Source organism: Bradyrhizobium sp. 2S1 (assembly GCF_011516625.5).
GTDB lineage: Bacteria > Pseudomonadota > Alphaproteobacteria > Rhizobiales > Xanthobacteraceae > Bradyrhizobium > Bradyrhizobium septentrionale.
Window position 1 is genome coordinate 1,438,816 of record NZ_CP147717.1, and the last position, 19,358, is coordinate 1,458,173.

Annotated in this window: 12 protein-coding genes and 1 pseudogene; 4 read left to right on the plus strand and 9 right to left on the minus strand. The window is 63.9% G+C overall.

Annotated features, from left to right (window positions below; all coding sequences use genetic code 11):
- Positions 1 to 36 precede the first annotated feature (36 nt).
- The gene (locus HAP54_RS06995; protein WP_166299206.1) at positions 37 to 1,644 is read left to right on the plus strand and encodes an ABC transporter substrate-binding protein; all 1,608 of its coding nucleotides are present in this window, start codon (positions 37 to 39) and stop codon (positions 1,642 to 1,644) included.
- A gap of 165 nt (positions 1,645 to 1,809) precedes the next feature.
- Here HAP54_RS06995 and HAP54_RS07000 read toward each other — a convergent pair whose 3' ends face one another.
- The 3 genes from HAP54_RS07000 to HAP54_RS07010 form a co-directional block, all read right to left on the minus strand.
- Positions 1,810 to 4,044, minus strand: a complete 2,235-nt coding sequence (locus HAP54_RS07000) for a CHASE2 domain-containing protein (RefSeq protein WP_166299207.1) — start codon at positions 4,042 to 4,044, stop codon at positions 1,810 to 1,812.
- 108 nt (positions 4,045 to 4,152) lie between these two features.
- Positions 4,153 to 7,194, minus strand: a complete 3,042-nt coding sequence (locus HAP54_RS07005; RefSeq protein WP_339156869.1) for a VCBS domain-containing protein — start codon at positions 7,192 to 7,194, stop codon at positions 4,153 to 4,155.
- Positions 7,148 to 8,314, minus strand: a complete 1,167-nt coding sequence (locus HAP54_RS07010; RefSeq protein ID WP_248114260.1) for a FecR family protein — start codon at positions 8,312 to 8,314, stop codon at positions 7,148 to 7,150. The genes HAP54_RS07005 and HAP54_RS07010 overlap by 47 nt, the downstream gene beginning before the upstream one ends.
- A 627-nt stretch (positions 8,315 to 8,941) precedes the next feature.
- Between HAP54_RS07010 and HAP54_RS07015 the strand changes: the two genes are divergently transcribed.
- On the plus strand, positions 8,942 to 9,694 hold the full coding sequence (locus HAP54_RS07015; protein ID WP_166299208.1) for a transglutaminase-like cysteine peptidase: 753 nt from the start codon (positions 8,942 to 8,944) through the stop codon (positions 9,692 to 9,694).
- A gap of 156 nt (positions 9,695 to 9,850) precedes the next feature.
- On the opposite strand, the gene HAP54_RS07020 is transcribed toward HAP54_RS07015, so the two are convergent.
- The 6 genes from HAP54_RS07020 to HAP54_RS07045 form a co-directional block, all read right to left on the minus strand.
- On the minus strand, positions 9,851 to 11,050 hold the full coding sequence (locus HAP54_RS07020; protein ID WP_166299209.1) for an ABC transporter substrate-binding protein: 1,200 nt from the start codon (positions 11,048 to 11,050) through the stop codon (positions 9,851 to 9,853).
- A 136-nt stretch (positions 11,051 to 11,186) separates the two neighbouring features.
- The gene (locus HAP54_RS07025; RefSeq protein WP_166299210.1) at positions 11,187 to 13,025 is read right to left on the minus strand and encodes an AMP-dependent synthetase/ligase; all 1,839 of its coding nucleotides are present in this window, start codon (positions 13,023 to 13,025) and stop codon (positions 11,187 to 11,189) included.
- Between the two features lie 139 nt (positions 13,026 to 13,164).
- Positions 13,165 to 13,944, minus strand: a complete 780-nt coding sequence (locus HAP54_RS07030; protein WP_166299211.1) for an ABC transporter ATP-binding protein — start codon at positions 13,942 to 13,944, stop codon at positions 13,165 to 13,167.
- Between the two features lie 10 nt (positions 13,945 to 13,954).
- A complete protein-coding gene (locus HAP54_RS07035) occupies positions 13,955 to 14,713 on the minus strand; it encodes an ABC transporter ATP-binding protein (protein ID WP_029077993.1) in 759 nt (252 codons plus the stop codon).
- Entirely contained in the window at positions 14,710 to 15,861 is a 1,152-nt protein-coding gene (locus HAP54_RS07040; RefSeq protein WP_166299212.1) for a branched-chain amino acid ABC transporter permease, read from the minus strand. The genes HAP54_RS07035 and HAP54_RS07040 overlap by 4 nt, the downstream gene beginning before the upstream one ends.
- An 11-nt stretch (positions 15,862 to 15,872) precedes the next feature.
- Positions 15,873 to 16,748, minus strand: a complete 876-nt coding sequence (locus HAP54_RS07045; RefSeq protein ID WP_166299213.1) for a branched-chain amino acid ABC transporter permease — start codon at positions 16,746 to 16,748, stop codon at positions 15,873 to 15,875.
- Between the two features lie 293 nt (positions 16,749 to 17,041).
- On the opposite strand from HAP54_RS07045, the gene HAP54_RS07050 reads away from it, so the two are divergent.
- Positions 17,042 to 17,794 (plus strand): ABC transporter ATP-binding protein, encoded by a 753-nt coding sequence (locus HAP54_RS07050; RefSeq protein ID WP_166307534.1) that lies wholly within the window; start codon positions 17,042 to 17,044, stop codon positions 17,792 to 17,794.
- Positions 17,791 to 19,310 (plus strand): annotated as a pseudogene (locus HAP54_RS07055) (permease). Before HAP54_RS07050 ends, HAP54_RS07055 begins: the two are co-directional and overlap by 4 nt.
- Positions 19,311 to 19,358: the final 48 nt, after the last annotated feature.

Sequence of the window (19,358 nt, forward strand, 5' to 3'; positions counted from 1 at the left end):
GATTTGGTTCCGACTTCCCACCAATGGAGCCTTTATATGCGTGCGCGCAATTCGATCCTGATGGCAGCAATGGCGCTTGCCCTGACCGCGGGCAGGCCTGCCTTGTCTGCGCGAGCGGAGTCCATTGTGCGCTACGGCATTTCGATGGCCGACATTCCGCTGACGACCGGCCAGCCCGATCGCGGCGCCGGCGCCTATCAATTCACGGCCTACACGATCTACGATCCGCTGGTGGCCTGGGAGATGGATGTCGCCGACCGGCCGGGCAAGCTGGTGCCGGGACTCGCGACCGAATGGAAGGTCGACGACACCGACAAGACCAAGTGGCGCTTCACGCTGCGCAAAGGCGTGAAATTCCACGACGGCAGCGACTTCAACGCCGACGCCGTGATCTGGAATCTCGACAAGGTGCTGAACGACAAGGCACCGCAATTCGACAAGCGGCAGAGTGCGCAGGTCAAGACCCGCCTGCCCTCGGTCGCGAGCTACGCCAAGATCGACGACTCGACCATCGAGATCACGACCAAGACGGTCGACTCCTTCTTCCCCTACCAGATGCTCTGGTTCCTGGTCTCGAGCCCCGCGCAATATGAGAAGCTCGGCAGAGACTGGGACAAGTTCGCCAGCCAGCCCTCCGGCACCGGCCCATTCAAGCTGACGAAACTCGTGCCGCGCGAACTCGCCGAGCTGACCAGGAACCCGGACTATTGGGACAAGAAGCGGCTTGCGAAGGTCGACAAGATGATCCTGATCCCGATGCCGGAGGCATTGACGCGCACCAACGCGTTGCTGGCGGGCCAGGTCGACCTGATCGAAACGCCGGCGCCCGACGCCGTGCCGCAGCTCAAGGCCGCCGGCATGAAGATCGTCGACAACGTGACGCCGCACGTCTGGAATTATCATCTGAGCGTGCTGCCCGGTTCGCCCTGGACCGACATCCGCCTGCGCAAGGCGCTCAACCTCGCGATCGACCGCGACGCGGTCGTTGCCCTGATGAACGGGCTGGCAAAGCCCGCCAAGGGCCAGGTCGACCCGTCGAGCCCGTGGTTCGGCAAGCCGACCTTCGAACTGAAATACGACCTCGCGGCCGCGAAGAAGCTGGTGGAGGAAGCCGGCTATTCCAAGGACAAGCCGCTGAAGACGACCTTCATCATCGCCCAGGGCGGCACCGGGCAGATGCTGTCGCTGCCGATGAACGAGTTCCTGCAGCAAAGCTTCAAGGAGATCGGCATCGATGTCGACTTCAAGGTGGTGGAGCTCGAGACGCTCTATACGCACTGGCGCAAGGGCGCGGCCGACGAGATGAACGCCGGCATCACGGCCAACAACATCGCCTATGTGACGTCGGACCCGCTGTACGCCATCGTGCGGTTCTTCCATTCCGGCCAGGTCGCTCCGGTCGGCGTCAACTGGGGCGGTTACAAGAACCCGAAGGTCGACGCGCTGATCGACGAGGCCAAGCAGACCTTCGATCCTGCCAAGCAGGACGCGCTGCTGGCGCAGGCGCACGCGCTGATCGTCGACGATGCCGCGCTGGTATGGGTGGTGCACGATACCAATCCGCACGCGCTGTCGCCGAAGGTGAAGACATTCGTGCAGGCGCAGCACTGGTTCCAGGATCTGACACAGATCGGGCTGGAGTAAGCCTCGGTTGCCGTTGCACGAACCTCTCCGTCGTCGTCCCGGCGAAAGCCGGGACCCATAACCACCGTTGCACGTGATAAGGCTGTGGCCCCAGCGCCTCTCAACATTTGACAGTTGGGGTTATGGGTCCCGGCCTTCGCCGGGACGACACCGAATTTTTGGCGCCTATTTCGTCGTCAACGCAAATGCGCCGTCCCAATCCTGCGGCGGCGGCTCTTTCTGGAAGGCGCGGATCCGCGCCTCATAGAGGCGATACAAGTATTGCAGCGTCTGCGCCTCGTCGGTCTTGCGGCCGCGCTCGATCGCGGCCAGCGCGCCGTCCCAATCGCGGCCGCGGTAGCAGGCGAGCATCTCGATGGTCAGGTTGCGCAGCCGCTGGAAGCGGCCCGATTGCGCAACGTCCTCGCGGCCGGCGATCGCATAGATCACCTCGGGCTCCTTCTTGCCCTTGACCATGATGAAGTCGAGCTCGAGGATCGCGAACTTCTCCTTCACCTCGAGCGCGGTCTTCGATCCCACGATGATCGGGAAGCCGTACTCCTTGGACTGCCCCTCCAGGCGCGCGGCCAGATTGACGCTGTCGCCCAACACCGAATAGTTGAATTTGAGATCAGAACCCATGTTACCGACCACGCAGCTGCCGGTGTTGAGACCGACGCCGATGTTGAGCGGCACATAGACGTGGCCGCCCTCCTGCGCTTCCAGCTCGCGTTCCTGGTTAAGTTCGTCGACGCGCTGCAGCATGTCGAGCGCGGCGTCGCAGGCATTGAGGTGGTGCTGCTTGTCGTCGAGCGGCGCGTTCCAGAATGCCATGATGGCGTCGCCCATGTATTTGTCGATATAGCCCTTGCGGGCGAGAATCGCGTTGGTGAGCGGTGTGAGAAAGCGATTCATCAGCTGCGTGAGGCCCTGCGGATCGCTCTTGTAGGTTTCCGAGATCGAGGTGAAACCGCGCATGTCCGAGAACATGATGGTCATCTCGCGCTCCTCGCCGCCGAGCACGAGCCGTTCCGGCGCGTTAGCTAGCTGCTCGACCAGCGCAGGCGACATGTACTGCACGAACTGCGACCTGATCTGCCGACGCTGCTGCAGCTCGCGCACGAAAGCGGAGAAGATCAGCGTCAGGTAGATCGCCGTGGTCGACATCAGCGGATAGGTGAAGTCGATCAGGAGCCGATGCTGGGAATAGAAATACCAGGACGTGCCGATCAGCACCGAGGCAAACATCCCGCCGACAACGACCAGCGTCACCGGGCCGAACTTCGGCGCGAAGGCGATCACCAGCAGCCCCATGATTAGCGCGGCGAAGAATTCGATGCCTATGCCGTAATTGGGCTGCGCAACAACGTCGCCGGTCAGCGCGCTCTCCAGCACCTGGGCGTGAATCTCAACACCGGGCATTGCGGGCGTGACCGGCGTCGTCTTGATGTCGTTCAGCCCGATCGAGGAGGTGCCGATCAGGATAAGCTTGCCGGCGATCTTCTCCGGCGCGACACGCCCCTCCAGCACGTCGATGGCCGGGACATAGATCGAGGGATCGCGGCGCGCGTAGCGGATCCAGAGCTGGCCGTTGAGATCGGTCGGGATCGTGAAGCCCTTGACGCCGAGGCTCTTGATGCCGGCCTGGTCGGTCTTGATCAGGATGGTGCCCGCGCCGCTCGCCACCCGCAGCATCTCGAAGGTGAGCGACGGCATGGTGATACCCTGGGCGACCATGATCATCGGCACGCGCCGCACGATGCCGTCGCGTTCCGGCCTGATCGTGAACAGGCCGCGGCCGGCGGCGGCCTCCTCGAGCACCGGCACGTTGCGCAGCAGGCCGACGAACTCGAACATGAAGGGCTGCGGCGCCTCGCCGAGCATCGCAAGGCCGGTGACCGGGAGCTTCTCGTTGAGATCGGCGCGCACATTGGGACCGCCGGACTCGCCGAGCACGACGCGCGAGTTCCTGATGGCCTCGGCGAGGATGCTGTCATTGCTCGGCAGCTGCCTGAGCCTGGCGCGCATCTCCTCATCGAGATTGCCGAACGTATCGGCTGCGATGTCAGGGTTGAGACGGTCCGGCTCGGCGAACACCGCGTCGAATGCGATCACGACGGCGCCGAGCCTGGTGAGATTGGTGACGATCTCGGCGATCCGCGTCCGCGGCCAGGGCCACTGCCCGAGCCGGGGATCGGCGAGGCTCTTCTCGTCGATGTCGACGATGGTGACGGGACGCGCGGTCTTCTTGCGGGGCTCGATCAACTGGAAGGTATCGAAGGTCCTGACCCGCAGCTCCTGCACCGGAGCCGGGTCCATCACCCGCAGCGCCGCGATACCGATCAAAAGCACCACGCAGACCAGCCGCGCATAACCGAAGCGCCGTCCGAACCACCGTCGTATCGCCTTCAGCCGTCTCATGCCCTCTGGATATCACGCGCGGAGCATTGTTCCAATCGAACAAGCACCCGCGGTGCACAAACGGCCCGGCCAGGCGGCACCGCCAATGGCGGCAAGGCCGCACGTCCGTCAGGTCACGTGAAGCAGGAAGTCGTTGTGGCTGAGCTGCGCGGGCGTGACGTTGCGAAGCGTGATGGTGTCGGCGCTGTCGACCGTGATCAGGGTATCCGCGGCGTTGGTCGGCGATTGCGTGACGTGCTCGCTGATCCAGGTATCGGGATCGATACCGCCGGTCGACAAAATCGCCGAAAGGTCGATCTGGTCGAGGCCGGGCGTGAAGTTCACGATCGTGTCGTGGTTGAAATTCTGGTCAAACACGAACTTGTCCTGATAGCCCGATCCGAAAAACACGTCCTTGTCGCTGGTGCCGGTCAGCGTCACCGGCTGGGGCGGATCCTGCTGGAGGTTGAAGATCAGGTTGACCGTGTCGGTCGCGCCATGGCCGTCGGTCACGGCGAGCGCGATCTTGTCGGTCGCCGGTGGCGTCTGGCCGGGGTTGTAGATGAGGCCCGGCGTCCCGAGCGCGGTGTTGATGCCGGAGAGGAGCCCCTCCTGCGATGGAGGCGTGACGCTGCTGCCCGAACCGGCCGTCGGCGTGGCCGCCACGGTGAAGATTTCGTCCGATGTCGCATCGGCATCGGTCACCGTCAGGCCGGAGATCGTCTCGGTTCCGTCGCGATTTTCGGTGATGCTGACGTTGTCGGCGTGGATCACAGGCGCGTCGTTGGCGCCGACGACGTCGATCGTCAGCGTCGCCGTCCCGACAGCGTTATGTGCATCGATCGTCTCGACGGTGAATGTGTCGGTATAGTTCCCCTTGGCCAGCGCGTTGATCGCGGCGGCGTCCGGAACATAGCTGTAGGTGCCGTCCGCATTGACCGTGAGCGAGCCGTAGAGGCCCGCGATCGGTGAGTTGACCGCAACGTGGTCCGAGTTGAGCGCGGCATAGGTCAGCGTCGCGGTCTCGCCGTGATCGACATCGTGGCCGTGGAGTGCGCCGGTGAGCGCGCTGAAAGTGTCGTCGGCGGCGGTATCGGTCAGCGTGCCGGCGTTGACGTCGGCGAGCGTCGGCGCGTCGTTGGCGCCGTTGATCGTGATCGTCGCCGGCTCGGTGATGACGCCGCCATGATGGTCGTCGATCTGGATCGTGTAGGTCAGCGTCAGCGTCTCACCGGCGGCGAGATAGTCGAAATTCTGGTCCGCGGCCGAGAAGGTCCAGGTCGACGACCCCGTGGTGCCGCCGGTCGTATCCGTCAGCGTGCCCAGCGACAACCAGTTCAGGATGGTGGACTCGTCCTCGGGGAGGCCCGTGGTCGAGCCGGCTTCGGCCACGCCGATGATCGTCACGCCGTGAGTGTCGCTGAGGTCTGCGTCGGTGAACGTCACGGTGCCCGTCGCGCCGTCCGGTTTCAATGAATCCGTGGTGTCGGGCAGTTCGGGGATGGTCGCCGCCTGCGCCCCCGAGGTGACGATTGGCGTATCGTTGCTGCCGGTGACCGTGATCGTCACCGGCTGGCTGATGACCCCGCCATGATGGTCGTTGATCTCGACCGTATAGGTCAGTGTCAGTGTCTCGCCTACGGCGAGATAGTCGAAATTCCGATCGGCGGCCGAGAAGTTCCAGGACTGGGATCCGGTGACCCCGCCGGTCGAGTCGGTCAGCGTCCCCAGCGAGAGCCAGTTCAGGACGGTGGACTCGTCCTCGGGGAGACCGGTGGTGGTCCCGGATTCCGCGACGCCGGTGATGGACACGGTGTGGATGTCGCTGAGATCGACGTCCGCGAACGTCACCGCGCCCGTTGCGCCGTCCGGCTTGGATGAACCCGTCTCGTCCGGCTGTTCGGGAATCGCGGCTGTCCCCGGCGCCGACGCAAACGTCGGCGTGTCGTTGGTGCCGGTGACCGTGATCGTCACGGGCTGGCTGACGACCCCGCCATGATGGTCATCAACCTCGATCAGGTAGGTCAGCGTCAGCTTCTCGCCGGCGGCGAGATAGTCGAAACTCTTGTCGGCCGCCGAGAAGGTCCAATGGCTCGATCCGGTCACGCCGCCGGTCGAATCCGCCAGTGTGCCGAGCGACAGCCAGCTCAGCATCGTCGCCTGACTGGGAAGGCCCGCGGTGACGCCCGTTCCGGTGACGCCGGCCACGGTGACAGTGTGGGTGTCGCTGAGATCGACGTCGGTAAAGGTCACCGTCCCGGACGCGGTATCGGATATCACCGAGCCGGTCGTCCCGACATGTTCGGTGATCGCTGCCGCCTGGGTCGGCGACGTGATCACCGGCGTGTCGTCGGTGCCGACGATCGTGATCGTGACCGGGAGCGTGACGACGCCGCCCTGATGGTCGTCGATCTGGACCGTGTAGGTCAGCGTCAGCGTCTCACCTGCGGCGAGATAGTCGAAACTCCTGTCGGCGGCCGAGAACGTCCAGGCGCGCGATCCCGTCACGCCATCGGTCGAATCGGTCAGCGAGCCCAGCGACAGCCAGCTCAGCACGGTGGCATGGTTGGCAAGTCCGGTGGTGACGCCGGCCTCGGTGACGCCGGTGATGGTGACCGAATGCGTATCGGTCAGATCCGTATCGGTGAACGTCAACGTGCCGTGCACCGCATCCGGCACGGCGGAGTTCGTCGTCGCCGCAAGCTCGGTGATCGAGCCGAACTGCGCCGAGGACGTCACCACCGGCGTGTCGTTGGTGCCGGTGATCGTGACGGTGAATGTCCTGAACGCGGTCTCGTTGCTCGGAGCGTAGTTGTTGTCCACGCGCGCGGTATAGGTCAGCGTCAGCGTTTCGCCGGCGGCCAGGAAGTCGAAGGCGCCGTCGGCGATGTTGTAGGTCCAGGTCGCCGAACCGATATTGTTGTTCAGCGGATCGTGCACGAGCTGCAGCGGGATCTCGACAGCATGGATGGCCGCAAGCTGTGCCGCCGTCAGCGACGATGTCACGTCGTTACCCTCTGCGTCCCGATAGCTGGACGAGGTAAAGCTGACGATCGCACTCGGCTTGTCGCCGAGATTGACGTCCACCCATGCGATCCGGCCCGTCGCCGTGTCGAGTAGTCCGCTATGGGTCTGCCCGGCCTGCTCGGCGAATTCCGCATTCTGTGTCACGACCGCCGGCGCCCCGGGTGCGTGGTCGGTCTTGCTGGAGGGGGCTTCTGGTCCGGCATGGCCGGTCAAGGCCAGCAGAAAGCTTATCGGCAAGGTCACGTCGCCGCCGGCAAGCTTGAGGGTGGTCGTGACCGGAACGACGCTGTCGGTGAAGTTCGTCGTGAGCTTGGTATTGGGATTGTTTGAGCTTGGTATTGGGATTGTTGTTGTCGGTGAACTTCAGCGCGAACACGTCCGAGATCAGCCGCTGCGCGTCGGCGGACAGCTGCGCCGACGAGACGAAGCTGACGCTGCCCTGGCCGTTGACGATGGTCTGGGTGCCGGCCTGATCGACGGTTGCGATCGGATTGAGCGTCGTCTTGTCGAACAGGATGTAGGAGCCGGTGGTCCCGTCAGGCTCGACCAGCACCTGGAATTTGGCCGGCGGCACGCCACCCGAGCCCTGCACGTCGAAATCGATCTCGACCAGCACCGCGGTGCCGCGGATGCCCATGGTCGCGACCGGCGTATCGACCTTCATGTCGCCGTGCTTGGCGGTCGCGCCGGCAACGAACGAGATCGTGCCCGAGACGAGGCTCATCAGCGACGAATTGCTCGACCCGTTCGGGTCGTAGATCATCTCGTTCAGCACCATCTTGGCGTTCGGTCCGAGACCGAACACGGTGCCGTCGATGAAGGTGATGCCCGGCGTCGAGTCGCTGCCGGACTGCACCACGTCACCCTTGTTGACGTTGTCGCCCTGGTTCAGGACGACCGCGACGCCGTTACGGACGGCGGTGGCGCTGCCCGTCAGCTTGGTGACATGGCCGATGACCTTGGCCGGTTCGGCCGCGCCGCCGGCCTGGGCATACTGGGTGTAGCCGGTGAGCGCGTTGACGAGGTCGCCGGTGAGATGTGCGCCATCGGGTGACGCCAGCGCCGCGCGCTTCTCGCCCTTGAAGTAGTCGTGGAGGACGAGTTCCCGATCATCCTTCGCGATGACGAGGTCGAGCCCGGTCCGCTTGAAGTCGCCGGTGAACAGCAATTGCCCGTCGTCGACGGTGATCGCGCCGCGCGGCGCGTGCGTGGAAACGCTGTCGACGTGGACCGACCCACGGGCATAAGCATCCGCGTTCGGCAAAAGGCCGTCGAATTTCTCAACAAAGTTCACTGCGGATCACCGCACCACGAAGGTTAATGACTCAAGAATATCCGAATGATTTTGCCTGCATATCATCGGATAAAGCTCGACGAAACTGTCCTGTGCTTGCGCAGGGTGCTTCGATCGCGCCGTTTGAGCGGGTGTGACTTGGCTCATTCTTGTATGAGTAGTGTAGTTCTGATTTGTGAGACGGTACCATAAGGTGGGATTGCAGCCAAGATACGTATTTGACCACGTATTCGTGGTATTGACCGGCATTTCTGTACTTGCCTCTATTTCCCCGCAGCCCCGAGAGGGCATTTGACTCCAAATTCCCGGCCAAAGCTGTGAGTTAGCTTACAAATCACAGCAGTCCCGCGCGCGGACCGGCCGGTTAACCAGGAGGCAAGCATGAGACGGAAGACGGTGGATAAAGGTTCGCCGATTCGTTTCACAAACCGGTAAAGTTTTCGGGACCGGGCCCACGCGCCCTTCAGCCTCTTGTCCGGTTTCCCCACATCTTAAATCGATTCGAACGGATCGCTTGCCATGCTGGACGGCATGAAACGATCCGGTCGCGTGCGCGGTGCAACATCCACCCGCCGAAGAGCGGACAGGGGGTGTCACATGGGATTCTCGCTTCGCTCATTTGCGCTGCGCGCCGTCATGCTCGGCGTCGGCTTGGCGCTGGCCGCGCCGGTCGCCGGGCTCAATGCCGCCACTCTGCTTTCGCCAGGCCCGGCAACGCTGTTCAGAACCTCGACCGAGCCGTTTGGCCTGGCGACCGGCCTGCTGGCCGCGGGCGGCCTGCATGACAAATGGCGCGGCGTGCAGCGCCAGCTCGCCGACGAACTGGTGCAGCTCGCCATCTGCGAAGGCGACCGCACCGGTTGTGCATCGCCGGAGGCGCTGCGTTTCCTCGCGATCGTCGATGCCGGACGGGCGCACGACGGCCGCGCCCGGCTCGGTGCGATCAACCGCGCGATCAACCTCGCGATCCGCCCGGGCAACGATCTTGCGACTTATGGCGAGCCCGATGTCTGGGCGACGCCGCTCGCCACCTTTGCCCGCGGCAGCGGCGATTGCGAGGACTATGCGATCGCGAAGTTCGTGGCCCTGCGCATCGCCGGCGTCGCGCCGGAGGATCTGCGGATCGTCGTCATGCATGACCTCATCGGCGGCGAGGACCATGCCGTGGTCGCGGCGCGGCTCGACGGCCGCTGGCTGACGCTCGACAACCGCCGCATGGCGATGATTGAGGACAGCGACATCAGGAGTTTTCGGCCGACCTTCGTGATCGACCAGCATGGCGTCAGCCGATATGTCGATGCGCCGCTCGTCGCCGAGGCCGCATGGCGGCCGACGCCGCGGATGGATTGAACCGGGCGATCGAAACTCGTTTCCGTCATTGCGAGGCACGAAGCGACGAAGCAATCCACATCTCCTCTCGGGAGGTATGGATTGCTTCGTGGAGCTTATCATCCGGCGGCGCTTCGCGCCGACCGGGTGGCTCGCAATGACGGAGTTCCGGACCGCTCAGAACATCAAATTGTCCTTCACCAGCACCCAGCGGCCGCCCTTGACCTGCTGGACCTGCGTGATGGTGTTGGCGAGATGATCGGTCTTGGAGAACTTGGTCGGCGGCGAGCTGAAGATGTCGAGGAACTTGTCGCCTGACTCCAGCGCGTCCAGCATCTTCTGGCCGGTGAGATCCTTGCCGGCCTTCTGCGCGTAGAAGGCGAAAGTCATCACCGCGTTATAGCCGATGATCGCCTGGGTGTTGGCGTCGGAGTTGAACATCTTCTTGTAGTTGAGCAGCCAATCCTTCACCTTGCCCTTGGCCGTGTCCTCATAGGGAATCTCGAAGCCTGACGCCGCGTAGAGTCCCTCCACGGCCTCCTTGCCGAGCGCCGGCACTTCGAGCACGTTGGTCGGGGTAGCACCGAGGAAGGTCACGTCCCAGCCGAGCTTCTTCGCCTCGTTCATCGCGCCGATGGTCTCGCGGATCACGGTGCCGAGCACGACGAGGTCACAGCCGTCGGACTTCATCTTGGCGACCTGCGCCGAGAAGTCGGAGGCGCCGCGCTTGTAGCTCGTCACCGAGGCCGGCTGCACCTTCATCGCGCCGAGTTGCTGGGTGAAGCCGTCGAGCACGTTTTTGCCGTACTCGTCGTCCTGATGCATGATGCAGGGCTTCTTGAAGTTCTTCCAGTCCATCATGTATTTGAGCGCGGCGCGCGTGCTCTCGACATAGGGCAAGAGGTTGCTGAACTTCAGCCGCTCCTGCGGCTTGGCGGGATCGAACTTGAAGGTGAATTCGGCGGCGGTCAGCGGGAACAGCTGCAGCACGCCGGCATCGAACAGGATGTCCTGCGCGGCGAGCACGGTCGGCGAGCCCATCGGGCCGATCATCGCGAACACCTTGTCGCGCTCGACCATCTTCTGCGAGGCCAGCACGGCCTTCTTCGGGTCGTAGCCGTTGTCTTCCAGGATCATCTTGATCTTGCGGCCGTTGATGCCGCCGCTGGCATTAATCTCCTCCACCGCCATCTTCATGCCGTTGGACACCGGAACACCCCAGACCTTGATCGGGCCGGACAGGTCCTGATGCGTTCCGATCACGATCTCGGTCGGCAAGATGCCTTCATTGGTGACCTTGGTCTGGGCCGCGGCCGGCAGACAGGTCAGCGCCAGCGCGCTCACCGCAAGGCCCAGCGCCTTCAGCGATTTCGACATTGCAGTCTCCTCCTTCAGTGGCCCATGTTGAGCGAAGGGTCGGGCCTGCTCGCTCCTTCGCCAAGTCCGTCGTCGCATCTCTCCTTAGGCATGATCTCCGCGCAAACGCCGCGCGTTTGTCGCGGCGGATCATGCTCTATGCCACCGCCCGCGCGCCATACATGGCGTCGATCTCGGTCGCATAGCGCTTGTTCACAAAACTGCGCTTCAGCTTCATGGTCGGCGTCAGCTCCTCATCCTCGGGTGTGAGCTGTCGCTCGATCAGGTAGAATTTCTTGATGGTCTCGACGCGGGCGAATTTCGTATTCACCGCCTCGACCTCGCGCTGGATCAGGTCCTGGATCTCGCGGGCACGGCACAGGCTCGCGTAATTGGTGAAGGGGATGTCCTGGTCCTGGGCGTATTTCTCGACATTCTCCTGATCGATCATGATCAGGCAGGTGAGATACGGCCGCTTGTCGCCGATCACGACCGCGTCCGAGACGTAGGGCGAGAATTTGAGCTGGTTCTCGATCTCGGACGGCGTGATGTTCTTGCCGCCGGAGGTGATGATGATGTCCTTCATCCGGTCGGTGATCTTGACATAGCCTTCATTGTCGATCGCGCCGACATCGCCGGTGTGCAGCCAGCCTTTTGCGTCGATCGTCTCGGCGGTCTTCTCCGGCTGGTTGAGATAGCCCATGAACAGGAAGTCGCCCTTGATCAGGATCTCGCCCTTCGGGCAGATCATCACCTCGCCCCAGGGCGCGGCCTTGCCGACCGAGCCGAGCTTGATGCGCTCCGCCGGCATCATGGTCGCGACGCCGCAATTCTCGGTCTGGCCGTAGACCTCGCGCATGTCGATGCCGAGCGCGAGATACCAGCGAATCAGATCCGGCGAGATCGGCGCCGCGCCGGTCAGCGCGATCCGGCAGCGGTCGAGCCCGAGCATGCGGCGGATGTTGCGGAACACCAGCCAGTAGGCCGCGCGGTTGGCGAGCCGCAGCGACAGCGGCGGCGTCTCGCCCTCAAGCCGGCACTCGGTCATCCGGTTGCCGATCGCAAGCGCCCGGGCATACATCCAGTTCTGGAACGGGGTCGCATCCTTCAGCGCGATGGTGATGCCGGAATAGAACTTCTCCCAGATCCGGGGCACGGCGAGGAACGCGGTCGGCTGCACCTCGCGCAGATTGTCCGGCACCGTCTCTGGGCTCTCGGCAAAATTCATCACCGAACCGAGCGCGAGCGAGAGGTAATAGCCGCCGACCCGCTCGGCGACGTGGCAGAGCGGCAGGAAAACCAGCCGCTCCTCGCTGTCGGTCGAGGGGTAGAGATCGTTGGCATGGCGCATCTGGTGCGTCACGCTGCGGTTGGAATGCATCGCGCCCTTGGGCGGGCCTGTGGTGCCCGAGGTGTAGACCAGGATCGCGAGATCGGAGGCGGTGCGGCTGCCGGTCATCTCGTCCCACAAGGCGTCATTGCCCTGCGCATGATTGCGGCCGAGCGCCGTGAACTCGGCAAGCGACAGCACCATCGGATCGGAGAAGCCGCTCAGGCCCTCCATATCGAACACCACGACCTTTTCCAGCGTCGGACAGCGCGACCGGCAGGTCAGCACCTTGTCGAGCTGCTCCTCGTCCTCGACGAACATGACCCGCGTGCGGGAATCATTGACGAGATATTCGACCTGCGCCGCCGAATCGGTCGGGTAGATACCGGAGGAGACGCCGCCGGCGCACAGAATGCCGATGTCGGCATAGACCCATTCCGGCACCGCGTTGGCGATGATCGAGGCGACATCGCCGGGGCGGAAGCCGGTCGCATGTAGGCCAAAGGCGATATCGCTGGAGATCTGCAGCCATTCGCGCCAGCTGGTCGGCTGCCAGATGCCGAACTTCTTCTCGCGGATCGCGGGCCTGTCGCCACGCGTCTGTACCGCGAGCAGAAAGCTCCTCGCGATCGTGTCGGCAACCGTCAGAACCGCTGGTCCTGCCATGCGCGCTCCCTCCTCTGCCGCCTGTCTCACGTGCCGGGCTTTCGTGCCGGTCTTGTTCGCGAAACAGGCCTGAAATCTAGCTCCAACTCGTTCCCAACGCCAAACCTTCCTCAGCGCCAGCTTTCCTCAACGCCGATCTTCAACGCCACGTCTTCTTCTTTTTCCAGCGCCGCTCGCCCCGCGCACCCGCTTCCTTGGCGCCGAGATAGAACTCCTGGATATCGGGCGAATTCATCAGCCGCTCGCAGGTGTCGTTCATGACCACACGCCCGATCTCCAGCACATAGCCGTAATGCGCGGTCTCCAGCGCGATCTTCGCATTCTGCTCGACCAGCAGGATCGACATGCCCTGCTCCTCATTGACGCGGCGGATGATGGTGAAGATCTCCTTCACCAGGATCGGCGACAGCCCAAGCGACGGCTCATCGAGCAGCAGCAGCGTCGGCCGGTTCATCAGCGCCCGCCCGATCGCGAGCATCTGCTGCTCACCGCCCGAAAGCTGCCCGGCCGGCTGGCCGAGTCGCTCCCTCAGCCGTGGAAAATAGCCGTAGACGCGCTCGAGGTCCTGCGCCACACCGTCGCGGTCCTTGCGCAGATAGGCGCCCATCATCAGGTTTTCGCGCACCGACAGGAACGGAAACACCTCCCGCCCCTCCGGCACATGGCTGAGGCCGAGCCGCACGATCCGGTCGGCCTCCATGCGCTGGATCGGCTTGCCCAGGAATTCGATCGAGCCCTTCTGCGGGTCGAGGATGCCGGAGATCGTCTTCAGCACCGTGGTCTTGCCGGCGCCGTTGGCGCCGAGCAGCGTGACAATCCGGCCGCGCGGCACCACGAGGCTGATGCCGCGAATCGCCATGATCGGCCCGTAATAGCTCTCGATATTGGAGAGTTTCAGGATGATGTCTGATGTGCTCATGGCATCATCCTCATGCGCCGAGATACGCTGCGACGACGTCGGGATGATGCTGCACCTCCGACGGCGAGCCCATCGCCAGCACGCGGCCGTAGTTCAGCGCAATCACGCGGTCGGAGACCCGGTTGACCAGCGTCATGTCGTGCTCGACCATCAAGACCGTGATGCCGAGCTCGCTCTTCATGTCGCGGATCCAGAACGACATGTCGTCGGTCTCCTCGACATTGAGGCCGGACGACGGTTCGTCGAGCAGGATCAGCTTCGGCTCGGAGCACAGCGCCCGCGCCAGCTCGATCACCTTGCGCACGCCGTAAGGCAGGCCCGAGATCAGCTTGTCGCGATAGGGCTCGAGATCGAGGAATTCGATCACCTGCTCGACCCGGCGGCGATGCGCCTTCTCGCCGGCGCGGACACTCGGCAGGAACAGCAGCTCCTGCCAGAGCTGGGTGGTGGAATGGCGATGGCGTCCGACCAGGAGATTGCTCAGCACGGTCGCATTCTCGAACAGCTCGATGTTCTGGAAGGTACGGGCGATGCCGAGCCTCGCGATATCGTAGGCCGGCTCCTGGGTGATGTCCTGATCCTCGAAGAAGATCCTGCCCGAGGTCGGCGGATAGATTCGCGAGATCAGGTTGAAGATCGAGCTTTTGCCGGCGCCATTGGGCCCGATGATCGACAGGATCTCGCCCTTCTCGACCGCGAAGCTGACGGCATCGACCGCCTTGAGGCCGCCGAAATGCAGCGACAGGTTCTCGGCGCGGAAATAGCTCATCTGTTCCGCTCCGATTTCACGTAGATCTTCTGCCGCTTGAAGGTCGCGCGCTTGTAGAGCGGGAACAGCTGGAAGAAGAGCTTGATCTTGAGCCAGCGGCCATAGAGCCCCAACGGCTCGAACAGCACGAACACCACGATGATGACGCCGTAGATCGCGCCCTTCAGCCCGTTGGCGGAGGCAAAGGCTGCGACCGCGTCCTGGATATGTCCGGCGCGCTCCGTGCCGGCACCAAGGGTTGCGGCGACGCCTGCGATCACGCCGGGCATATCGTCCTTCAGATAGGTCAGGAACGGATCGATCATGACCAGGAAGATCGCGCCCAGCACCGCGCCATGCAGGCTGAACGTGCCGCCGATCAGGATCACGATGATGAACTCGATCGACAGCTGCAGCGTGAACATCTCGGGCGAGATGAAGGAGAGCTTGTGGGCGAACAGCACGCCGGCGAAGCCTGTGATCGCCGCCGAGATCGCGAACGACTTCACCTTGTAGAGCGCGACATTGATGCCCATGCTGCGCGCCGCGGTCTCGCTGTCGCGGATCGCGACAAAGGCGCGCCCGGTCGGCGAGCGCAACAGGTTGAGCGTGCCGACGATGGTCAGCACCAGCACCGCGAGGCAGAGATAATAGAAAGTCGGGCCGTCGCGCGACATCGTGGTGCCGAACAACTGTATGGCCTTGACCCGCATGCCCTCATTGCCATGGGTCACGCTTTCCCAGCGCGCCAGGATTTCCTCGACGATGAAGGCAAACGAGATCGTCGCGATCACCAGATAAATGCCCTGCAGCCGCAGCGCCGGAAATCCGACCAGCGCGCCGACCACGCCGGTCAACAGCCCCGCCGCCAGGAAATAGACCGGAAACGGCACGTTGAATTGCTGCAGATAGGCCGCGGTGTAGGCGCCGATCGCGAGAAACGCGGCGTGGCCGAGCGAGGCCTGTCCGGTGAAGCCGGTCAGGATCAAGAGCCCGACGCCGACGGTTGCATAGATGCAGACGAAGACGAGCTGACTCATCAGGTAGCTTGAGAGCACGTAAGGCGCGATCAGCAGCACCGCCAGCAACAGGCCGTAGGAATAGACATAGCCCGAATGCGGGAACAGCCTGATGTCGTCTTCATAATTGGTCTTGAAGAGAAACCGCATAATGTCACTCCTCAAACCTTCTTGCGGACGTGATGGCCGAACAGGCCTTCGGGCTTGAGCAGCAGCACCGCGAGCAGCACGATGTAGGGCGCGACGTCCTTCCATCCCTGCGGCAAATAGAAGCCGGCCATGCTCTCGATCACGCCGATCAGGACGCCGCCGACCACCGCACCGGGGATCGAGCCGAAGCCGCCGAGCACCGCGGCCGGAAACGCCTTCAGCCCCAGCACCAAGCCGACATTGGAATGGATGAAGGTGATCGGCGCCAGCAGCACCCCGGCGCAGGTCGCCACCGCCGCCGAGATCGCCCAGACGATCGAGACCACGCGCTTGACCGGGATGCCCATGTAATAGGCAGCCAGCATGTTCTCGGAGCTGGCGCGCATCGCGGTGCCGAGCGTGGTGCGGTTGAAGAACAGATAGAGCAGCGCGCACAGGATGATGGTTGCCGCGATCACCGACAGCTTGTCATAGGCGAGCACCAGGCTGCCGATTCTCAAGACGCCCTGGCTGAACGGGGTTTCGATCTTGAAGTCGTCGGTGCCCCAGATCATGCCGGAGATCGAGCGCAGGAAATAGCCGAGCCCGATCGTCGCCATGATGATGGAGAATTGCGGATAGCCGAGGATCGGCCGCACCACGACCCGCTCGGCCAGCATGCCGAACAACGCCATGCAGATCACCGCGCCGGCGAATCCGACCCAGTAATTCAGCCCGAGCATGCCGATGAAGGTGAAGGCGAAAAAGCCGCCCAGCATCATCAAATCGCCTTGCGCGAAATTGACGACCTCGGTTGCCTTGTAGACCAGCACGAATCCGAGCGCGATCAGGCCGTAAACGCAGCCGAGCGCGATGCCGCTGACGAGCTGCTGAACAAAGTCCAGCATCCTTCCCTCCCCGATGCCCGGCGATTCTTTCCGATCGCTCGTTGCATCCCGCCTTCGCGCCCTTGTGTCGGAAGCGCTGAAAGCTGCCTATGTCCGCCCCGATTGAGCCAAAAGGCCCGATCCCTGTCAACAAACCCTTGATCCGTAAGCATCGTCACATTTGCGGATAAATGCCGCAGCACGGACTAATACGGATATCCGCTTCGATTTGTCCTGCGTGATTCACCGCACCGAAACGGTTTTTGTCCAAGCTCACGCAACCGAAGAGCGCAATCCCGGATCGCCACCACACCATGACATCCGAACTGTCGGCACTCGCCGTGCGAGGGTTAACCAAGCGTTTTGACCGCCCGGCGGTCGACGCGCTCGATCTCACCATCCGTGTCGGCGAATTCTACGCGCTGCTCGGGCCGAACGGCGCCGGCAAAACCACGACCTTGCGCATGGTGGCGGGCCTGCTGCGGCCCGATGCCGGCTCGGTGTCGATCCTGGGCATCGATGCGCTGGCCGATCCGGTCGCCGCCAAGCAGATCATAGCCTGGGTGTCCGACGAGCCGATGATCTATGACAAGCTGACGCCGCTGGAATATCTCGAATTCGTCGCCGGCCTCTGGGGCATCGACCCCCGCACGTCGGAGCTGTCGGCCCGCGATCTGCTGGCCTCGCTCGGGCTCGAGCCGCATCTCAACCAGCGCTGCGAAGGCTTCTCCAAGGGGATGCGCCAGAAGGCGGCGCTCGCCGGCGCGCTGGTGCACGATCCCCGCCTGATCATTCTCGACGAACCGCTGACAGGCCTCGACGCGCTGTCGGCGCGTCACGTCAAGGGCCTGCTGCAGGAGCGTGTCCGCGCCGGCTGCACCGTGATCATGACGACCCATATTCTCGAAGTCGCCGAACGGATGGCCGACCGCATCGGCGTGATCGCGGCCGGCCGGCTGATCGCCGAGGGCACGCTGGCCGAGCTGCGCGAGCAGAACGGCCGCAATGACACGACCCTCGAGGACATGTTCATCGCGCTGGTCGACACCGAGGCGGCGGCGGCGTGAGCTCGACCGCCCACCTCACCTGGTTCGTCCGCCACGAATTCCGCCTGGCCTGGCGCGAATGGCTGGCGATGATGACCGGCGGCCGGCGCCGGCGCAACCGCGCCGTGATCGGCCTGCTGCTGTTCGCGGCGATCCTGCATCTGCCGGCCTATGCGGTGGTCGCCCGCTATGTCGACCTGCGGTTTCCGCTCGACCCGTCGTCGCTGATCGTGCTGACCGCGACGATCTTCCTGTCCTGGGCGCTGATGCTGTCGCAGGCGATCGAGTCGGTGACGCGGGTGTTCTATGCCCGCGCCGATCTCGATTTGATCATGTCGTCGCCGGCGAAGCTGACCAACATCTTCTCGATCCGGATCGCCGCGATCGCGCTGACGGTGAGCAGCATGGCGCTCTTGCTGTCGACGCCATTCGTCGACGTGCTGGTCTATCTCGGCGGCCCGCGCTGGCTCGCCGGCTTCGGCGTCGTCCTTGCGATCGGGCTGTCGGCGGCGGCTGCCGCGATCGCCGTCACCGCCTTCCTGTTTCGCCTGATCGGGCCGAGCCGGACCCGGCTGGTGGCGCAGATCGTCTCCGCCGTGATCGGCGCGGGCTTCGTCATCGCCCTGCAGGTGGTCGCGGTGCTGTCCTACGGCACGCTGTCGCGCTTTGCCTTCCTGACCTCGGATACCGCGGCGCGAATTGCCCCCGCCCCCGACAGCCTGCTGTGGTGGCCGGCGCGGGCATCGCTGGGCGATCTCGACATCATGATGCTGCTGCTCGCCTTGGCGTTGGTGATGCTCGGCGTCGTGATGGCGGTGTTCGCACCACGGTTTGCCGACACCGTCGCGAGCGTCGCCGCCAATCCGGCCGCGGTGACGCGGGGGCGCGCCCGCGCGTTCCGCTCCGGCTCGCGCCAGCAGGCGCTGCGGCGCAAGGAGTTTCTGCTGCTGCGCCGCGATCCGTGGCTGCTCTCGCAGACCCTGATGCAAATGCTCTATCTGGTGCCGCCGGCGCTGATGCTGTGGCGCAGTTTCTCCGGCACCTCGACCGCGATCGTGCTGATCACGCCCGTCATCGTGATGGCCGCAGGCCAGCTCGCCGGCGGGCTTGCCTGGCTGACCATCTCGGGCGAGGACGCGCCCGATCTGGTGGCGACCGCGCCGCTGCCGCCGTCGCGCGTGACCCGCGCCAAGGTCGAGGTCGTGCTGATCGCGATCGCCGCCATCTTCGCGCCGCTGGTGGCCGCGCTGGCATTTGCCTCGCCGCAGCAGCCGCGGTCACCGCGATCGCGATCGTCATCGCGACCGCATCGGCCGCCGGGATTCAACTCTGGTTCCGCGCGCAGGCCAAGCGCAGCCAGTTCCGCCGGCGCCAGACCTCCTCCCGCATCGCGACCTTCGCGGAGGCCTTCTCCTCGATCGGCTGGGCGGCAACCGCAGCGCTCGTCCTGACGATCCCGTCGGCCGCGCTCGTCAGCGGCATTCTGACACTGTTGACGCTCGTCATCGCCTGGAAGATCAGCCCGCGGCGCGCGTGAGACCGCAGTAGATTCTAGTTTGACGCGTTTTCTTCACGCGAACCGGTA